This window comes from Pseudomonas sp. UBA4617 (genome assembly GCF_002386445.1).
Taxonomy (GTDB): Bacteria; Pseudomonadota; Gammaproteobacteria; order Pseudomonadales; family Pseudomonadaceae; genus Aquipseudomonas.
The window spans coordinates 91,145-109,548 of the sequence record NZ_DGIR01000016.1 but is presented as its reverse complement, the minus strand read 5'-3'; the positions used below and the strand labels follow the sequence as shown (position 1 = coordinate 109,548).

The 18,404-nt window shown below is 58.4% G+C and carries 15 protein-coding genes and 6 pseudogenes; 15 read left to right on the top strand and 6 right to left on the bottom strand.

Annotated features, from left to right (window positions below; genetic code table 11):
- Positions 1-80 precede the first annotated feature (80 nt).
- Together pbpG and B4L76_RS06240 are read right to left on the bottom strand one after the other, a co-directional pair.
- Positions 81-1,007, bottom strand: a complete 927-nt coding sequence (gene pbpG / locus B4L76_RS06245) for a D-alanyl-D-alanine endopeptidase (RefSeq protein WP_296231231.1) — start codon at positions 1,005-1,007, stop codon at positions 81-83.
- Positions 1,008-1,190: 183 nt separating this feature from the next.
- Positions 1,191-1,736: a tyrosine-type recombinase/integrase gene (locus tag B4L76_RS06240; RefSeq protein ID WP_296231230.1), complete on the bottom strand. Its 546-nt coding sequence runs from the start codon at positions 1,734-1,736 to the stop codon at positions 1,191-1,193.
- A 4-nt stretch (positions 1,737-1,740) separates the two neighbouring features.
- Here B4L76_RS06240 and B4L76_RS06235 point away from each other — a divergent pair, with 4 nt between their 5' ends.
- From B4L76_RS06235 to B4L76_RS06210, 6 genes and pseudogenes are all read left to right on the top strand, one after another.
- Positions 1,741-2,145: a hypothetical protein gene (locus B4L76_RS06235; RefSeq protein WP_296231229.1), complete on the top strand. Its 405-nt coding sequence runs from the start codon at positions 1,741-1,743 to the stop codon at positions 2,143-2,145.
- A gap of 280 nt (positions 2,146-2,425) precedes the next feature.
- A pseudogene (locus tag B4L76_RS06230) lies at positions 2,426-3,006 on the top strand (recombination protein NinG); the annotation flags it as partial.
- Entirely contained in the window at positions 3,003-3,149 is a 147-nt protein-coding gene (locus tag B4L76_RS06225; RefSeq protein ID WP_296231228.1) for a hypothetical protein, read from the top strand. The pseudogene B4L76_RS06230 and the gene B4L76_RS06225, both read left to right, overlap by 4 nt.
- Positions 3,146-3,507: pseudogene (locus B4L76_RS06220) on the top strand (hypothetical protein); the annotation flags it as partial. The gene B4L76_RS06225 and the pseudogene B4L76_RS06220, both read left to right, overlap by 4 nt.
- A 965-nt stretch (positions 3,508-4,472) precedes the next feature.
- A pseudogene (locus tag B4L76_RS06215) lies at positions 4,473-4,782 on the top strand (peptidase M48, Ste24p).
- Positions 4,782-5,051 (top strand): hypothetical protein, encoded by a 270-nt coding sequence (locus B4L76_RS06210; protein WP_296231226.1) that lies wholly within the window; start codon positions 4,782-4,784, stop codon positions 5,049-5,051. Before B4L76_RS06215 ends, B4L76_RS06210 begins: the two are co-directional and overlap by 1 nt.
- 34 nt (positions 5,052-5,085) lie before the next feature.
- On the opposite strand, the gene B4L76_RS06205 is transcribed toward B4L76_RS06210, so the two are convergent.
- Positions 5,086-5,289 (bottom strand): DUF6434 domain-containing protein, encoded by a 204-nt coding sequence (locus tag B4L76_RS06205; protein ID WP_296231224.1) that lies wholly within the window; start codon positions 5,287-5,289, stop codon positions 5,086-5,088.
- 867 nt (positions 5,290-6,156) lie between these two features.
- Here B4L76_RS06205 and B4L76_RS06195 point away from each other — a divergent pair.
- The 5 genes and pseudogenes from B4L76_RS06195 to B4L76_RS06175 all read left to right on the top strand — a co-directional run.
- Positions 6,157-6,360, top strand: coding sequence for a hypothetical protein (locus B4L76_RS06195; RefSeq protein WP_296231223.1), 204 nt, complete (start codon positions 6,157-6,159; stop codon positions 6,358-6,360).
- A gap of 93 nt (positions 6,361-6,453) precedes the next feature.
- The gene (locus B4L76_RS06190) at positions 6,454-6,687 is read left to right on the top strand and encodes a hypothetical protein (protein ID WP_296231222.1); all 234 of its coding nucleotides are present in this window, start codon (positions 6,454-6,456) and stop codon (positions 6,685-6,687) included.
- Positions 6,688-7,008: 321 nt separating this feature from the next.
- A complete protein-coding gene (locus B4L76_RS06185) occupies positions 7,009-10,872 on the top strand; it encodes a response regulator (protein WP_296231237.1) in 3,864 nt (1,287 codons plus the stop codon).
- The gene (locus B4L76_RS06180) at positions 10,869-11,984 is read left to right on the top strand and encodes an HD-GYP domain-containing protein (protein WP_296231220.1); all 1,116 of its coding nucleotides are present in this window, start codon (positions 10,869-10,871) and stop codon (positions 11,982-11,984) included. The genes B4L76_RS06185 and B4L76_RS06180 overlap by 4 nt, the downstream gene beginning before the upstream one ends.
- A gap of 262 nt (positions 11,985-12,246) precedes the next feature.
- A pseudogene (locus B4L76_RS06175) lies at positions 12,247-12,706 on the top strand (tyrosine-type recombinase/integrase); the annotation flags it as partial.
- 164 nt (positions 12,707-12,870) lie between these two features.
- Here the strand turns inward: B4L76_RS06175 and B4L76_RS06170 are convergent.
- Positions 12,871-13,701, bottom strand: a pseudogene (locus B4L76_RS06170) (alpha/beta fold hydrolase).
- A gap of 321 nt (positions 13,702-14,022) precedes the next feature.
- On the opposite strand from B4L76_RS06170, the gene B4L76_RS06165 reads away from it, so the two are divergent.
- From B4L76_RS06165 to B4L76_RS06155, 3 genes are all read left to right on the top strand, one after another.
- Positions 14,023-15,102, top strand: a complete 1,080-nt coding sequence (locus B4L76_RS06165) for a saccharopine dehydrogenase family protein (protein ID WP_296231218.1) — start codon at positions 14,023-14,025, stop codon at positions 15,100-15,102.
- Positions 15,103-15,491: 389 nt separating this feature from the next.
- Positions 15,492-15,701: a hypothetical protein gene (locus B4L76_RS06160; RefSeq protein ID WP_296231236.1), complete on the top strand. Its 210-nt coding sequence runs from the start codon at positions 15,492-15,494 to the stop codon at positions 15,699-15,701.
- 428 nt (positions 15,702-16,129) lie between these two features.
- On the top strand, positions 16,130-16,498 hold the full coding sequence (locus B4L76_RS06155; protein WP_296231217.1) for a hypothetical protein: 369 nt from the start codon (positions 16,130-16,132) through the stop codon (positions 16,496-16,498).
- 41 nt (positions 16,499-16,539) lie between these two features.
- Here B4L76_RS06155 and B4L76_RS06150 read toward each other — a convergent pair whose 3' ends face one another.
- Positions 16,540-16,944: a MerR family transcriptional regulator gene (locus B4L76_RS06150; RefSeq protein WP_296231215.1), complete on the bottom strand. Its 405-nt coding sequence runs from the start codon at positions 16,942-16,944 to the stop codon at positions 16,540-16,542.
- A 73-nt stretch (positions 16,945-17,017) separates the two neighbouring features.
- Here B4L76_RS06150 and B4L76_RS06145 point away from each other — a divergent pair, with 73 nt between their 5' ends.
- A complete protein-coding gene (locus tag B4L76_RS06145; RefSeq protein ID WP_296231213.1) occupies positions 17,018-18,082 on the top strand; it encodes an SDR family oxidoreductase in 1,065 nt (354 codons plus the stop codon).
- Positions 18,083-18,186: 104 nt separating this feature from the next.
- On the opposite strand, the pseudogene B4L76_RS06140 reads toward B4L76_RS06145, so the two are convergent.
- Positions 18,187-18,308 (bottom strand): annotated as a pseudogene (locus B4L76_RS06140) (DUF2599 domain-containing protein); the annotation flags it as partial.
- Between the last annotated feature and the right edge of the window lie 96 nt (positions 18,309-18,404).

Sequence of the window (18,404 nt, the reverse complement as noted above, 5' to 3'; positions counted from 1 at the left end):
CGGCGCTCGATCGGATAGGCGCAATCCCTCTTTCGACAAACTCTCGCCCTTGACTTGAACAGCGCTGTCGCCAAGCGCCGTCATTCTGCCGCCAGGCGCCCTTTGTTCTGCCGCTCCGCCTTGTACTGCATGGCCACTGCCGGTGCCGGCTTGGCAACACCGGTTTCCAGCCACTGGCGCATGCGGCTGGCATCGGCGAAGTGGGTGTACTTGCCAAAGGCATCGAGGATGACCATGGCCACCGGGCGGTTGTCCATGCGGGTCAGCAGCACCAGGCAGTGGCCGGCCTCATTGGTGAAGCCGGTCTTGGTCAGCTTGATGTCCCAATTGCTCTTGTTCACCAGGTGGTCGGTATTGCGGAAGCCCAGGGTGTAGTTGGGCTTGCGGAAGGCCACGGTCTTCTCGCGGGTGGTCGACAGCTCGCTCAGCATCGGGTACTTGCGCGAGGCCATCAGCAGCTTGGCCAGGTCGCGGGCGGTGGACACGTTCTGCGTCGACAGGCCGGTCGGTTCGACGTAGCGGGTGTGCGCCATGCCCAGGCTACGGGCCTTGGCGTTCATCGCCTTGATGAACGCCGGGTAGCCGCCCGGGTAGTGGTTGGCCAGGGTATTGGCCGCACGGTTCTCAGACGACATCAGGGTAATCAGCAAGGTTTCGCGGCGGTCCAGCTGGCTGCCCAGGCGCACACGCGAATACACGCCTTTCATTTCCGGGTTGTTGGCGATGGTCATGGTGAGCATTTCATCCATCGGTTGCTTGGCGTCGAGCACCACCATCGCGGTCATCAGCTTGGTCACCGAGGCGATCGGCACCACGCGGTCGGCGTGGTTCGAATACAGCTCCTGGTTGGTGTTCAGATCGATCAGCAAAGCGCTACCCGACGCCAGGTGCAGCTTGGACGGGTCACGTTGAACCTGGGCCGGGGATTGTGCAGCAGCGGTCGACGGGAGGGTCGCGGTACCTGTGAGCAACAGCAGCAGGCTGAGGATGGACAGGGATGTTTTCACGTTGAGGCTCACTAAAAGTTGGTATGTCGTTGGCTGTGCAAGGGTTTTCCCCCAAAAAACCGCTGCATTCTGGAGTATGGCTGAATTGCTGTCGAATGCCTTATGACTAAAGGGCGCAAGGTGAAGGAAATTTAATCCTGTACTAATTCTGTACCAATTACGTTCGTCTCAAGCTTCGCCAATTCAGCCCAATCGTTCGCAGAATTTAGCCATTTCGCGTAGGTGGAGAGGAGGACTTGTACCGAGTGACCAAGCTGCCCTGCAATGAACGCCGGATTCATCCCTGACATGAGGCACATCGTGGCATAAGTGTGCCGGCAATTGTACTGGGGGCGGTGTTTGAGCCCCTTCGCTTCGACCGCCTGGTTGAAGTGCTTGCCCGCCGACTCGGGCACGGTGATGTGTAGTGATGAACCCGACGGTTGGAAGATGAATGGCGATTCGGTCGAGACTCGTCGCTTCTGCTTCGATCTGTAGTGAGCGATTTCCTTGGCCCTGGCCAGCGACCAAGGCGCGGCTGTTCAGCATTACCGTGCGGGTGTATTTGGTCTTGGTCCGCTCGACCACCTGCTTCTCCACGACGATCCGGCAGACGTGTGCTGTCTTCTTCTCGAAATCGATCTCGTCCCAGCGAAGCGCCATGATTTCGCCCGTGCGCGTGCCCGTGTAGAAGGCGAACTCGTAGAATGCTGCGAATACCTGGTTGCACCGAGAAAAGTTCTCGTACACCCGCATGTTCCGCGACAACAAGTTCGTCGTGCTCAGCATGCGCCCGGGCAAGGACCGGACCCTGGACCAGAACGCCCTGTGGTTCGCTATGTACGACCGGATCGCCAAGAGCACCGAGATGGGCGACATCGAGGATGTTCGCCGGTACTGCAAGCTGCACTTCGGCGTGCCGATCATGCGCGCCGGCTGCGATGAGTTCCGCACTGGCTGGGCCGATTCGTTCATCCATCTCCCCTATGAGGTGAAGCTTCGCCTGATGGGGCCGTGCGCGATGTTCGGGCCGGATGGCTTCCCTGTGACCCGGCTGTTCGATCGAGCCCAGGGCTGTCAGTACACCGACCGCATCGTGGCCGAATTCGCGCCGCAGGGTGTGGTTTTCAGCGACTTGCTCAGCGAGGAGGCGGCATGAGCCATCAATTCAAGCCGGGCGACTTGGCTCTCATAGTATCCGCGGGGCCTCGCTGCGAGCAGAACATCGGAAAAGTCGTCGAGGTAGTCGAGGTTGAGTGCCCACCACTGGATGATCACCCGGTCTGCGTACGCGGTGATGGAATGGTGGAACAGCTAGCTGGCTTTGGGAACCCTTCCCGGTGCACACCAACTGGTGCCGCCCCAGCCAACTCATGCCCCTGCGCGGCGACTTCGAACCCGAGCAGCAAAAATCGAAGGAGGCCGCGCCATGCGCGTAGCCGAAGAAGTGCAAGGCCCCAGGCTGCGGCAAGCCCTTCAAGCCGACCATGACCACGCAGAAGGTGTGCAGCATCGCCTGTGCCAAGGCCATGGCCAAAGACCCCAAGCTGCAGAAGGTCGCAGCCAAGGGCATCACCAAGCAGGCCCGCCAGGACCTGCAGGAGCGCCGTGAGAAGCTGAAGACCCGCCGCGAGCACATGGCCGAGGCGCAGACCGCGTTCAACGCTCATGTCCGCGAGCGTGACGCCGGCCTGCATGCATCAGCTGCGACTCGCTGTCGAGCGATCACGACCTCATCACAGGGAGCCGCTGGGACGCTGGTCATTACCGGACAGTGGGCGCTTGCCCAGAGCTGCGCTTCGGACCGCTCAACGTCCACCGCCAGTGCGTGAAGTGCAACCGGAACCTGTCGGGCAATGCCGACGAATACCGCATCCGGCTGATGAGGCGCATCGGCGCCGACCAGGTTGATTGGCTCGAAGGGCCTCATAAGCCCCAGCGCCTGACCATCGAAGACCTGCAGGCCATCAAGGCCCTGTACAGGCAAAAACTAAAGGATCTGCGGAGGGCAGCGGCATGACGCCAGCGTGGGGGTTTTTGATTATGGCCACCCTCATGGTGGTGTCCGGTGTGGCGCTGTCCTGGGCAGGCGCAGTGCGCCGCAAGCGCAGTTACGAAGAATTCATCTTGAGTAAGGCCAAGCGGGCAGAGGGCAAACAATGAAGTATCAGAGCGTTTTGGCAGCGGTAGTGCGCGCCCTGGCGGCCGAGACGATCAATCGCACTGGCGGTTGCGATTTTGAGCCGAAGGTCCAGGCCGCCAAGCAGAAGGGCGCCATCTTGGGAAAGGAAGCGGCATTCCTCATCGACTGCATGGTGTTCAGCCGGCTGCACAAGAGCCTGAGCGCATCGCACTGGCGCCAATTGGTGGCGAAGTACTCCACTCACGTTGACCGCAAGCATGCGGCCATCGAGGAGCTGACGCGCACCTGTCGCTCGCCGGCCCCGGATCGCTTTCGCCAATGCGCATCCTGACCTGGGCCATGCCAAAGCTGCCTGGAGTCGATGGCAAGCGGAGTACGACACAAAAGAACCCGACCACTGAGTCGGGTTTTTATTGCCCGAAGAGGGCCGCCCAGCACTGCCCCGGTCTTATTAATTGTCCCGGTGGTCTGTTATTTTACCCTATGCCAGCCTTAGGGCGCATACTCGCTTTAGCTCAGATTTTCTGAGTTATTGAGAGGTACTTATGTCTAGTGACATTACCAAACAAAATGGATCTCCGGGACCTGAATCGGAAGTTGAAGCAGGTACAGAAAAGCGTGAGGGTTTGGACAAATCTAGCCCAGAGGATAGGGACGATTATATAGATTCCGACACTACGCCCGAACAAGAATCTGAGTCCCCTGTGCGTCCCAAAGCTTCAAATTCGGAAAAGTTCAGTCGCGAGCAGAATAGTTGGGCTCATCCTGGGCGCATTTGGTAGCGGCGCACGTTCAAGCATATATTGTACTCCAAGCACTCTCCTCGGGGCTGATGATCCATTGGGTTACACTCCCGATGATGACGAGCCAGGCCTTGATAAAGGATCGGAGACTGATCGGAGGCAGATGCGTACACCATGATGGACCGCTCACTGAGTAATTCATTTATTTGAGCTCGGATAACCGGGCTCATCAGAGGTTTATATGACAGATAAAACATCGAGCCAGGGTGAAAGAAGTTCTGGCGAAAATACATCTCCCCAAGGCCCAAGGACGGAGGGAAGCAAGCGTGCCAACACCGAGCGGGCTTCAAAGGCAGAGCTCTATAGTCGGCACGACAAGGTTGCCGAGAAAGATGTCAAAAATGATCCGCGAAAGTCGTGAAGTAGAACATTTGAGCTGATTGAAGCGCCCGATGAATTTGGAAAGCGCTAATAAATCACTAGCTAGCCGCCTTCGGGCGGTTTTTTGTTCAGGTGAATTGTCTTCCGATCAGATCAACGGATGTACGATTAACATTCTAAGCCTCGGAACTTCCGGGCCTTTTCTTCTAGGAACCACACATGGCCGAACCAGCAAGCACGACTGCCGGCGTCCTGCTGGTGAAGTACGGCGTGATCATTGGTGGCTTCGCAGGAGCGATCCTTCCGCTGACCTTCCTGCGGGGCCTCACCTGGGCCAGGCGGTCGCCGCCTTCTTCACCGGCTTCGCTTCAGCAGTCTTCTGCACCCCGCTTGCCATTAGTTATTTCAACCTTGGCACCAGCGGAGAAACCCAATACGGCGTGGCCTTTCTGATAGGCCTTCTGGCAATGAACATCATCCGGCACTGAAGTCGCTCGTGGGTCAGTCCGGAGCCAAGGGAGCTACCTGATGAGCTCGACACTGATTTCAGTACTGATCGGCGCGAACGCCTTCCTCTGCGTGCTGGTTGTGATCGCGGCCTGTGATTACCTGCGGCGCATCCGCCCGATGGATCACCCGCTGCTGGCTGTCGCGTTCTACCTGGTGGCCATTGGAGCGTTCGGCTCGTTCGTCCTGACCATGAACGGCCACGTGCACACCCTGTACGGCGTGATCCTCAAGCTGGGGATCGTCCTGTATGCGGTCGCCCGGCGCGGCCATGTGTTCCAGCTGAGTTAGAGCGCCACACAACCGGGCAGCATCGCTGAGGCGGTTAGTGCGTCCGCAACCACTCATCTGCGACATCACCCATGGTGGATGGGGTGCCACTCTTAATCCAAAATATGAAGGCGCGATCGAACTTGAATCCACTGCCACATTCCTTCACCAGGAACTGCCGGACCTTCTGCGTGTTGCGGTAGTTCCTGTCGAGTGGAGTAGAGCGGGTAATCGGTCCAGCGTGCCAGTCGAAGCTCATTTCCTTTTCCTTGGATGGCGAATTAGCCCAGAGCCTAACACTGCTCGCACCTCAACACAGAGATGCGCCGTCACGCGGCGCGGGAGCAGTCATGAGCAACGTCACACGAATTCGCCATGAGCTTCCGGTAACATGGATATCGTCCATGCGGTGGCAGAGTTCGATGCTGCCCTGGTGAAAGCAATTGATGCCGCCAGGTCTGTCGGCCTTCCGCAGGGGGCTGCTGGTTGGCCTGTTGCACGGGCACGCACACGCCGAGGCGCACAAGATGGTTACCGAATGAACGTGGTTGAGCTGAAACCGCGAGATCGCGACGGGCCTCACGCCTCCGGCGAGTGCATTTGCGCAAACTGTCGGCATGAATGGGTAGCGGCTGCCCCGGTAGGCGTCACACAATTGGAGTGCCCTGAGTGTGGCACCCATCGCGGAGCGTTCAAGTTTCCATTCGGCGCGCAGCCAGGTGATGAGGCATTCCACTGCGACTGCGGTAGCGAAACATTTTTCATCATGCGCAAGCCTGGCCAAGCCAGCGGCGTAGTGCACTGCCGTGACTGTGGAGTAGAGGCTACTGGCTGGTTCAAGTGAGGTGTGCCGCAAGTGAGTGCGGCGCACCTTTTTGCGCTAGTGGTATTACTTAGCCCCGATTGAGGATTTCAATCTGCTTTTCAAGCTCAGCCCTAATTGGGCTGGCCTTCCCCTGAAAAGTTACGCTTCCATTCTCGAAAACGTTACAGATCGACCTGTCCGCGAATGTGAACATCGCCGTCCCAATGGCGTCCGGGTACGCGGTAGTTACGGTCGGGTAAGAATTTTGGATGTGCGCGATGAGGCGCGCTGGGTACATAACTTTTGCCATTGTGAAGCTCCATGCTTGATGTGCCCTATAGATATGGTGGCGAATTAATGGCTTTTCAAGCCCCTTCGTTTCGAGGTCCAAACAACCCGGACGAAGTCGCATTCAAGGTCAAGCCGGAGTTTGTGATGCCGGTGGTGGACGCCCAAGTGCTGGCTGAGCTGCAGAAGAGTGTCATGGCCGGAACCATCAGCGCCGAGACGTATTGCCGTATCTGATCACTGGAAAGCTGCCCGAGCCCCCCTATGACGAAGAGGCCGAACTGATCGGCGACCATCACGGCGCTGGAGGCGTGAACTTGGACAGAGAAGATGGCGACGAAACCGAAGCAAACGGCGGACGAGAAGCTGCTGGAGCAGGTCAGCCGCCACTCGGTGCTGCTTGAGTGGCTCAAGGCCGGCGAGGTCAAGAAGTTCGAGACCTACCTGCGGCGCGCTGATGCCCATGTCCGCGACCAGCTCACCAGCAAGGAACTGAAAACCTACAGCCGCAGCCGGCTTGAGGAGTTTCTTGGTCGGGTGGGCGGCAAGTTGCTGGAAATCTAAGTTTGCCGAGGCGGCTAGACTGTGAGCTCTGATTGCGGCCGGTCGAGAATATCGACCCATTGCGGACATTGGCGAAAGCCGTACGGGGACCCACGCTCACTCGCTTTATCCATGACAACCTTTCGATATACCGGTTCGCTACGGCTAGCCAGTTTAGGCGCTGGCGCTTGCTTTCCGGGCTGCCTACACTGCGAAAGTCTGTCTGGACGGGCCTCGCTGATGATCAAGTGCCGGACGGCAAAGTACGCGTGAAAAGGACCTTCAGAAGGGATAAGTCGTGTGCCTCATGATCATTTACCTACCAGCAGTTGCTTTTTGAGCATGAAGGCGCGCTGGAGGATATGGCTTGCGCTGGTGAACTTGTTGGCGCTGGCCATCCCATGTGTGGAAGCGCGTACGTTGGCCCAGGTTCGGGAAAGCGGCGTCCTGCGCATATGCGTCGCTGGCTCGAGTGCTTCCTTTTATCGGACCAATGCCGAGGCGTTTGCCCGGTCACTCGCGGTGCGCCCACAGGTAACGGAGCTGCCGAGCTTCGATGCGCAGTTTCATAACGCTCGGGGTGAAACCGTACGCGACGCAAGCTACGACCCGAAGCTACTTGCCGACGGCAGTTGTGATCTCTATCCAAATGACCTGCAGATCGTACCCTGGCGCGAAACGAAGATGCTGCTGGTGCCTTACTACAAGGTTCGCAATCTCGTCATCGTCCATCGCTCCAAACAGTCGCTGGGCAATGAGGTGGCTGATCTGCGTGGCTTGACAGCGGCAGTGCAGAAGGGCACGGGCTACGAGCAATGGATCGATGAAGCTAACCGCGGCCCTCTCTCCAGTCAGCCGGTGAAGCTGGTCTATGCGACAACCGATCAGGCGGTGAAACTGGTCGCCGATGCAAAGGTGGATTTCACCGTGCTGGGTAGCGAAAGTGCGCTGCGCTGGGCACGCGAAGACCCCGAGCGTCTCTCCATTGCGTTTCCGGTCAGCGAACCGACCAGCGTTGGCTGGGGTGTTGCGCGCAACGCTGCGGATCTTGCGCGCGCGCTGGAGCGGTTCTTCAAGTCCAGCAATCGTATCGATTCGCCACTCGATGCGAGCTGGCGACAGTACTATCACGTATCGCTGATGGAATATCGGCTGTTTGAGGAATCCTTCAGCGAGGACGGCCTCGATATCAAAGCAGTTATGAGCTGGGCAATTCCTGGTGTTATCGCGGTACTGCTGCTACTTGGCGCCATGCTTGCATGGAACCGACGCCTGAACCGGGAAGTGGACGAGCGCAAGCGCGTTGCTGCGGAGTTGGCCGAACGTGAGGCGTTCACCCGAGCGCTCATGGATACCAGCCCAGCGAGTCTGATACTGGCAGACCGGAACGGCGCAGTCAGGGAGGTCAGCCAACGCTTTTCGCAGGCGACCGGTTATGTCGCTGAGGACCTGCTCGGGCGCAACACCACCAGCTTGTATGTTGACCCTGACGAGCGCGAACGCTTCCTTGAACTGCTGACATGCAACGGCAAGGTCGAAAACTTCGAGACCCGCCTGCTGCACAAGGATGGCTCGATCCTCTGGGTTCTGGTGGGCGCATCATTCGTGACGATCCACGGTGAGGTCTTGATCGCCAGCTGGATGCGTGATGTCACGGAACACCATGCGGCAGCGGTGGCGCTCAGTGAAGAACGCATGCGGCTGCAGGCGATCCTCGATACCAGTCCGATCAACATAGCCTTCTCGACCCAGGGCGTGATCCGCTTCGCCAATCCCCGTTTCTGTGAAACGTTCGGCCTGGGTGTCGGTGACGCTGCCCTGCAGTTATACGTGAACGGGCAGGATCGCCAGGCCATCGTCGAGCGCCTCGCGGACGATGGCATTGCCAAGGGCCAGGAAGTGCAGATGCTCGACCGGCACGGGTACGAACGCACCATGCTGGTCACTTACCTGCCTATTCAGATCCAGGGTGAGCAAGGGCTGCTTGCTTGGCTTCACGACATCACCGAACGCAAGGCAGCGGAACTGGCTCAGCAGCGAGCGAAGGAGATTGCTGAAGAGGCGACGCGGGCAAAAAGCGATTTCCTGGCCAACATGAGCCACGAAATCCGCACGCCCATGAATGCGATCATCGGCATGTCCTACCTCGCGCTTCAGACATCGCTGGACCACCGGCAGCGCGATTATGTCTCGAAGATCCACAACGCGGGCACTTCGCTGCTTGGCATCATCAACGACATCCTTGATTTCTCCAAGATCGAGGCCGGCAAGCTCAGCGTCGAGACAGTACCGTTTCAGATCGATGCAGTGCTCGACAACGTGTCCTCGTTGATTGCGCAAAAGGCCTACGACAAAGGGCTCGAACTATTGTTCGACCGAGCGCCGGACGTGCCCGACACACTGGTCGGGGATCCGCTGCGACTGGGGCAAATCATCCTCAACCTAGTAGGCAACGCGGTGAAGTTCACCGCGTATGGCCAGGTGATGGTGGTGGTCCGCAACCTGGGCCGCACCGGGGACAAAATTCAACTGCAGGTTCATGTTCACGATACCGGCATTGGCATGACGCCCGAGCAGGCCGGGCGACTCTTTCAGGCCTTTGCCCAAGCCGATAGCTCGACCACCCGGCAATATGGCGGCACTGGTCTGGGCCTTGCCATCTCCAGGCGCCTCGTTGAACTGATGGGCGGAACGATTACGGTGGACTCTGAACCGGGTAACGGCAGCACCTTTTCTTTCAGCGTCTGGCTTGGGCTTGGCCCGCAACTGCAGGCTCAGCGCCAGATCGTCCCTGCCGAGCTTGCCGGAGCGCGTGCATTGGTTGTCGATGACAATGCTGCCGCACGTCAGATCCTTTCCGACATGCTGCGCGTAGCGGGGCTTACGCCGGTCGCGGTGGCGTCCGGCGAGGCTGCCCTGGAAAGCCTGCACAGTGCCACAGCAGACGACCCGTTCCTTGTGCTGTTCGTGGACTGGCATATGCCGACGATGGATGGGATCGAAACAGCGCGCCGGGCCCTTGCGCTGCGTCCTGCACTGCACGCCGTCATGGTCAGTGCATTCGGGCATGATGAAATGCGCGCCGCCGCGCAGGCGGCCGGCGTTCGAGCGTTTCTGGTCAAGCCGGTCAACCAATCCTCGCTGGTTGAGATACTGGTCAACCTCTTCGCGCCACAAACAGGCGTAGTGGCGGCAGCCGTACCCTCTGCGCAGGCGCAGGTGCTCGCCGGGGTGCGCCTGCTCGTCGCAGAGGACAACGAAATCAACCAGCAGATCGCCAGGGAGCTGCTTGAGGCCGCCGGTGCCCTGGTAGAGGTCGCGGGCAATGGCTGCGAGGCACTCTCCATGCTTGCCGCTGCGCAATACGACGCGGTACTGATGGATGTGCAGATGCCGCAGATGGATGGTGTCGAGACCACCCGGCGTATTCGCGCCGAACCACACTGGGCAAAGCTTCCGGTGATTGCGATGACCGCCCATGCCAGGGTTGAGGATCGCGAGCGCTGCATCGAGGCGGGCATGGTCGACCATGTGACCAAACCCGTGGACCCGCAGGCGTTGGTCACCACGGTGCTGCGCTGGGTCGTACTTCGGTCGGCCGTAGAGCAGCCGACCAGCGCCGCTTCAGGCGAGGGTTGGCTGCCGGATATCCCGGGGCTCGATAGCGCCGACGGATTGAGGCGAGTGGCGGGCAATCGCCATCTATACCTCAAGCTGCTGGGGCAATTTGCCGAGCGAAAGGCGCTGGCAGGGCAGGCGTTGCTGAACGCGCTGCAGGCCGGTGACCGGGCCTCGGCCGAGCGCATAGCCCATGCCGTAAAGGGTGTTGCAGGCAATCTCGGTTTCAGCGGCCTGCAAATCATGGCTGGGAAGCTGGAGACCGCAATAAAGGCACACGCCGATTCGGACGCCTTGGTGAGTGAAATGATTGAGGCGCTTTCGCTGGCCGTGCAGGCGATCCGTCGAGCCTTGGGCAGTGACCAGGTAGATCCACCGGTAGTATCGAGCGTCGACGATACGCAGCATGCCAAAGCGCTGATGCAGCTGCTGGAGACCAATGACGGGGTCGCGCCGGATTATGTCCAGCAGCACGCAGCTGCGTTGCAGGGTGTTCTTGGCAAGGATTGTTTTGAACAGCTGTGCAATGAGGTGAACAACTTTGACTTCGAGGCCGCACGGCAAACGCTGCGGGAGGGAACATCATGAATGAAATCCTGAGCAACCCCCATGGCCCTATCATCCTCATTGTCGATGACACGCCAGAGAACATCACATTGATCAATGGGCTGCTCAAGGATCGTTACCGTACGCGGGTGGCCATCAACGGCGAGCGCGCGTTGAAGGCAGCGGCCCAGGAGCCCCGCCCGGATCTGATCCTGCTCGACATCATGATGCCCGACCTGTCGGGTCATGAAGTGGCAGGGCAGCTCAAGCGCGATCCGCGCACAGCCGATATTCCGATCATCTTCCTCACCGCCATGGCGACCATGGAAGACGAGATCCTCGGATTGCAGATGGGCGCCGTGGACTACATCACCAAACCTATCAACCCGCCGATCATGTTGGCGCGGGTGGAAACCCAGTTGAATATCAAGGCAGCCGCCGACTTCTTACGAGATCAGAAGGCTTATCTTGAGCAGGAAGTGCAGCGTCGCACCGCCGAGGTCATGGCTATCCAGGATGTGACCATTCAAGCCATGACCTCGCTGGCCGAAACCCGCGACAATGAGACGGGCAACCACATCCGACGAACCCAGCACTACGTCAGGTTGCTGGCCGAGATGCTGCGCGAACACCCGAGGTTCCGCAATTTCATTGATGATGAGAGCATCCGACTGCTATTTAAGTCTGCTCCGCTGCATGACATCGGCAAGGTCGGTATACCCGATCACATACTACTCAAGCCGGGGCGTCTCACACCGGAGGAGTTTGAGACGATGAAGACCCATACGGTGCTGGGACGCGATGCTATCCGACACGCCGAGGAGCAGCTGGGCACCTCGGTGGGGTTTCTGCGTCTGGCCAAGGAAATCGCCTACGGCCACCACGAGAAGTGGGATGGTACCGGCTATCCCGAAGGGCTGAGTGCCGACGACATTCCCATCAGTGCCAGACTGATGGCGGTGGCGGATGTGTATGACGCACTGATCAGCCGGCGCGTTTATAAGCAGGGCATGTCCCATGATCAGGCGCTGGAGATTATCCGCCAGGGACGTGCCAAGCATTTCGATCCAGATATATGCGACGTTTTCCTGGCCAACCATGAGCAATTCCAGGCTATCGCGGAGCGCTTTGCTGATAGCGATGAGGTTGGCTGACACTTCAATGCCCAAGGCTGCTTCAGCCTGTACGTGAGCGTGTAACAGCGGTAAACATGGCACAATCCGCCCCGAATTATATGGACTTTAGGGCCTGCTGACCTTAGCTATTGGCTACCGCCCAGGTTGCCTCTGTCACGGTATAGGTCTCTAGCGGAGCGCAGCTTTGGGTCGGAAGCTGTCCTTGACGACTCTCCGCGTTGAGTCGGTCAGCACCTCTGGGTCGAGCTGGCCATCCTTGTCCTTCCTCACATGGAGGACAAGCCATCTACGAGCCTGTGATCTGACCAAGCTTCGCGTGCGCGATGTCGCTCATGGGGAACACGTGTCATCTCGAGCGATAGTGATGCAGCAGAAAACCCAGCGGCCCGTGCAGTTTGAGATTACAGAGCAAACGCGGCTGGCCCTACAGGCCTGGATACATGAAGCCCGGCTCCACAGCGAGGATTGTCTTTTTCCAAGCCGGCTACACGTCTCAGCGCATCTCTCCACCCGGCAGTACGTCCGAATCGTCAAAGCGTGGATAAAAGCTATTGGCCTTGATCCAGCCATGTACGGCACCCACACGATGAGACGTACGAAGGCATCGCTGATCTATCGCAGGACAAAATCTGAGAGCAGTTCAGCTTCTGCTCGGCCATACCAAGCTTGAAAGCACGGTGCGATACCTAGGTATCGAGGTCGATGACGCATTGGAGATGGCGGAGCAGACGGAGGTGTGAAGGCGTATAGCGACGGTCGAAGTATAAATCGCCCTTGGGAGATGCATGGTCGGGAGGGGCACAGTCTGATTCCGAACCTCTGCATATAAATGGCGCAGCATGGAAATGCCGATCAGTCCACGGCCAACAAGGAGCCAGGATAAAGACCTGGCTCCTAGGCCTTATCAGCCTCGAATAAAGGCAAGCAGGTCAGCGTTGATCGTATCGGCTTCAGTGGTTGGCATTCCGTGGGGGTAGCCTGGGTAGATTTTCAGCGTACTGTTTTGAAGCAGCTTTGCAGAAAGTATCCCTGAATCCTCGTACGGAACAATCTGATCATCGTCACCATGCATGACCAATACGGGAATAGTGATTTTTTTCAGATCTTCAGTGAAGTCCGTTTGCGAGAATGCGACGATGCCGTCGTAATGAGCTTGGGCACATCCCATCATGCCCTGGCGCCACCAGTTCCAGATGATCCTCTCCGAGGGTTTGGCGCCTGGTCGGTTGTAACCATAGAACGGGCCTGCTGGGACGTCATAGTAAAACTGGGCGCGATTGGCTTTGAGCTGAGCTTGGAGGTCATCGAAAACTTGCTTGGGCAAACCGCCTGGATTGCTGTCTGTTTTCACCATCAGTGGGGGGACGGCACTGATAATGACCGCCTTAGAAACACGGTCTTCGCCATGGCGGGCAATGTAGTGCACCACTTCACCGCCGCCAGTGGAATGACCGACATGAAGGGCTCCCTGGGTTCCGCGGTGGTTGACTACCGCCGCTACGTCGTCGGCGTAATGGTCCATGTCGTGACCATCCCAAACCTGGCTGGAACGCCCATGGCCTCGTCGGTCGTGGGCAACGACCCGGAAGCCATGGGCAAGGAAAAACAGCATCTGGGCGTCCCAGTCATCAGCACTGAGCGGCCACCCATGGTGGAAATGGATGACTTGTGCATCCTTTGGGCCCTAGTCCTTATAGAAGATTTCAACTCCGTCCTTTGTCGTGACGTATCCCATGTTTGCGTCTCCTGCATGTGATGGAGTTCGGTAGACAGTGAGCAGCCATCACCGCTTATAGCGGGAGAGTTGCTTCTCTTCCGTGAGCGATCAGCATACTCATCCCTGAAGCACTGTAAGGTTAAAGCCGGCTTTAAGGTCAAGCTATAAAGGTCAGGACGAGGATAGGCGAGTCCAGAAAGCCATCCCTTTGATGCAGATGAGTGGTTCAGGTCCGGATGCGCCTCTGCCCGGCTTCCCTAAAACAATTTCGTTTGACATTAAAGTTTGCTTTAACGTTACGCTTCTGGGATCACTGACATCGGCACTGGGAATGATGGCATGGGTTCAAAAAACAATACGCCGGCTGAGTTGCGCTGGATGATCTACGGCGCTAACGGTTATACGGGGGAGCTGATCGCTCGTGAGGCCGTGAGGCGAGGGTTCAAGCCGATAGTGGCCGGTCGGAATCGGGGATGCGTGGAGGCGCTTGCTCACGAACTGGGGTTGGAGTTTCGTGTATTCGGACTTGCCGATGCCACGGTGCTGGCTGAGCAGATCGAAGGCCTATCGTTGGTGCTCAACTGTGCCGGTCCCTTCTCGGCCACCGCAGCGCCGATGATGGAAGCTTGCTTGCGATCGGGTGCCCACTATCTCGACATAACCGGCGAGATTGCCGTATTCGAATTGGCGCAATCGTTGGCAAATCGAGCAGAGCAAGCCGGTGTCGTGCTTTGCCCTGGCGTAGGCTTCGACGTCATTCCGACTGACTGCGTCGCCGCTGCATTGAAAACTACGCTACCTGACGCGACGCACCTGGCACTGGGCTTTGATTCCCGATCAGGATTCTCTCCAGGTACTGCGAAGACCTCGGTCGAAGGCTTGGCGCAAGGCGGCAAGGTGCGCCACGATGGCAGGATCGTAAGTGTGCCGTTGGCGTACAAGGTGCGCAGGATAGACTTCGGCGACGGCGAGAAGGATGCCATGACCATTCCTTGGGGCGATGTGTCCACTGCTTACCACACCACCGGAATTCCCAATATTGAAGTGTTCATCCCGGGCTCACCAAGCATAATCACTAACGCCAAGCGTGCTAACTATATACGACCGCTACTAGGAATCGCCTGGGTGCAAAGGTTGATCAAGACACGTATCGCCAAAACGGTGAGGGGGCCTAGCGAAAAAAAACGTGCCCATCAGCCTACGTTCGTCTGGGGTGAGGTTGTCAACGCGCGCGGAGAAAAGAAAACCGCGAGAATCCGTACTGCCAACGGCTACAGTCTGACTGTCACGGGTTCATTGGCGGTCGTGGATTATCTGATGAAGTCTGGGTCTGTAGCTGGCACTTACACACCGGCCAAATTGGTTGGCTCGATTTTGGTAAACCAGCTGCCGGAATCGGGTCCCTTGCAAATCAGCTAGCTCAGAATGCGGCAGCCAAGGCGGACGAGGGACCGTCTCAGTTGCTACCACACCCATCGAAGATTTGAGTGAGCCCCTGGCGGTATGTCGTGACTTTGAAATCGGGAAAACGCTGCTTGTACTTCGAGGAGTCGAACAGGTTGTCATGCTCGTAGCGTGGCAGCAACTCTCGCAGCTCACGAACCTGCTTGGTTATCAGGCCTACAGCTGTCAGGGTGAATTTACCTAAAACTTTATAAGTAGCGTCCTTGCCAGCAAGCTGGGAAGCCAGCGTGACAAATTCTTTGTAGGTCAGCCGCTCATCGTCACAGGGCAGGTGCCAGGTTTGCCCGTACGCGTCTGGTGTGTTCCCCAGCGCTGCCAGTGCCCGGCTTGCATCCGGTGTTGTCCTGGCTACTTCAATCTGGCTAGCCGAGCTGAACGACCAGTGTGCGCTGGTGGCTGATACCGATGGGCGCGCAGCAGTGCTCGATGAGATGGCCTATGCCGCGCGCCGGCTGCGAGAGGTTGATGATGGCGACCTGGTGGACATGTTGGATTTGGCAAAGGCGGCCAGGCTGTGGGCACTGGATGGGTCAATCTGTGAAGGGGCGGAGTGAAGATCGGCAGAGCCCCGGAGGAGGGGTGTTTGGCTGTCTGAAACCGCTGGGCGGATTCAGGTACTTCGTGCCAATTTTTCTACCAATGGCTATTTTTTGGTAAGTATCAAAGGGTGATGAGATGTGCTGGAAGGCCCGTAAATACGGGCTTTCCTCACTTTCAGAAACTCTTAAAAACGCGGAAAGCATCTCTGGAGTATGGCTGAATTGCTGTCGAATGCCTTATGACTAAAGGGCGCAAGGTGAAGGAAATTTGATCCTGTACCCAACGTTGCCGCTGCAGGATAGGGCCTGGGTCAGTTTCTGCACGCTCGGGGGCGACATCAGTCGACCTGGCTAACCAGCTCCAGGTTGCCATTTGCCGCTTTGCCCGCGAATTCTGTAACTGGTAGAGTCTGCGCCTTTGTTACCAGCCTGAGAGGGATCTTATGCGGCGCATCATTGCAATGACATTTGGCGGTTTGACACCGAGCTATTACATCCGCCAGCTTTTCTTCGGCGCGCTTTTCGCGGCCTTGATTCTGGGCTTGGCTGCCAATAGCCCCACCGGCCTGAGCGGCAAACCCGGCCTGCTGCTGATGGCAGTCGTCTCGACCTTGTTATACCCGTACTCTCGGTTCGTCTACGAAAGCGTAGTGGGCTTCATCATGGGTAATAACGTCTTTTTCGTGAACGCACTGTTCATGTTGGCGGTCAAGGTCTTCACCATGGCGCTTTGCTGGTCAATGGCGATTTTCATCGCTCCAGTCGGCTTGGCCTATCTGTACTGGCATCACAGCCGAAGCGTTTCCCAGTAAGCAGGCGCTAACCCCTGAACCCAGCCATTGCGCTGGGTTTTTTATTGCCTGGAGACAGCCTTCTGTACAGGAAGATGCGGCACCATCAGCCCCTTGGCGATAGCACTGGCTTCAAGCTTCGCCCGCTCCGCATCCAGTGACGCATAGGCGTCCTGCAGGGTGATGATCTTCGCCTGGATTTCGGCCATCTTTTCCGCGATCAAGGCCGCGCCCTGGGCGCAATTGATCGTGTTGCCGCGCTTGGCAGCCAGAATGTCGCCGATCGCCGCAAGCGAAAACCCCATGCTCTGGGCAATCTGAATGAATTGCAGGTCGGCCACGGTCTGTTCGCTGTAATCGCGATAGTTGTTGGCCCGTCGATGGGCGCCGATAAGCCCGAGCTTTTCGTAATAGCGCAAGGCGTGGCGGCCGATGCCACTGCGACGCTCCAGTTGCGCAACATTCACAGCGTAAACTCCTTGACTGTAGACCCGGCTCTATACCTTAGCCTGCGCCGATCATACAAACAAGGATTCGGTCATGGCTGTGGAATGCTTCATTACAGGTGGCAGCGGTTTTGTCGGGCAACACTTGCTGGCCCGTCTTTCCGCGACTGGGCACAAGACCTGGGTGCTCATGCGCAACCCTGAAAACATCGCGTGTCTCAGAGAGCATGTCGGCCGACTGGGCGGTAACCCGGCGAACATCCATGCCGTTGCGGGTGATATCGGCAGGGACGGGCTTGGCCTCTGCGAGGCAGACCGGCAGTGCATATCCCGCGTCTCGGTGGTCTTCCACCTGGCGGCAGCGTTTTCCTGGGGACTGACGATGGAACATGCCCGCGCGATCAATGTGCAGGGCGCGCTGAGGGTCGCCAGGCTGGCGGCGAGCCTGCATGTTCGGTTGCTGATGGTGGGCGGCTACATGGTGCAGAACCTTGCCTTTCTTGGGCGTATCGGGGTTGATCACGAATGCCCGGAAAACACTGACTGGCCCGCCGTCTATAGCCGCGTGGGTGGCTACGAGGGCAGCAAGCTGGAGTCGCATTTCGCAGTCATCCGTTACCTGCAGGAAGCACATGCGGATTACACCATCGTTCATCCGGCTACGGTGGTTGGCCACAGCGAGAGTGGGCACATCCTGGCAGGGCAGCCGCTGGTCGAACTCATTCGCAATCTGGCGCGCGGCCGTTTCAAGGCGGTTCCCGGTTCCGCCCGGCACTGGTTGCCAATGGTCAGCGTCGATTACCTGGTGACGCTGATAACCTGCGTGGCGTTCGACCCTTTGCTGGCCAACCGGCAGGTGCTGGCGCTCAATGAGCACACCCCCAACCTGCAGGGGCTGCTCGAGGCGCTGGCGAAAACACTGGGGGTCAAGGCACCCCGGCGCCATGTCGCGATCGGAGTGCTTCGCTGGCTAGCGAGGATCCCCGGGCTGGCCGCACGCCTGGAGATCCGCGCCGAGTCGTTGAACTTCATCCAGCCGCAGCGCTTCGACATGAGCGAGAGCGAGCAACTCGAGCGCAAGTATCAGTTAACGCATCCCGATATGGCGCAAACCCTGGAAAGGACAGTGTGCTACGTCATGGCTCACTTGCCTTGCTGAGCCAACCACCTCAGGCCGTGTCCGCCGGGCTGTGGCGTCTTGTTGAAATCAAGGCCTGGAGCCCCGCCGATACCGGTCGGTACCGACAGGTCCGCGCCGGCGGATCAATACGGGTTGCAGTACTGCGCTACGGCCTTGGCCCGGTCGACGTACGGCCGCGCCGGCTCCAGGTGCCATCCGGGCTTGTTCCTGACAGGCCAGTCGTCAACCTCGCCGCCAGGTGGCACCAGTTGCCCAGGCCAGCGCGTCGCTGGGCAGGGGCGGCCAGCATATCGACGGTAAAGGGCAGGGTACAGGCGCTGAGAAATGAGAGACGAAAGCG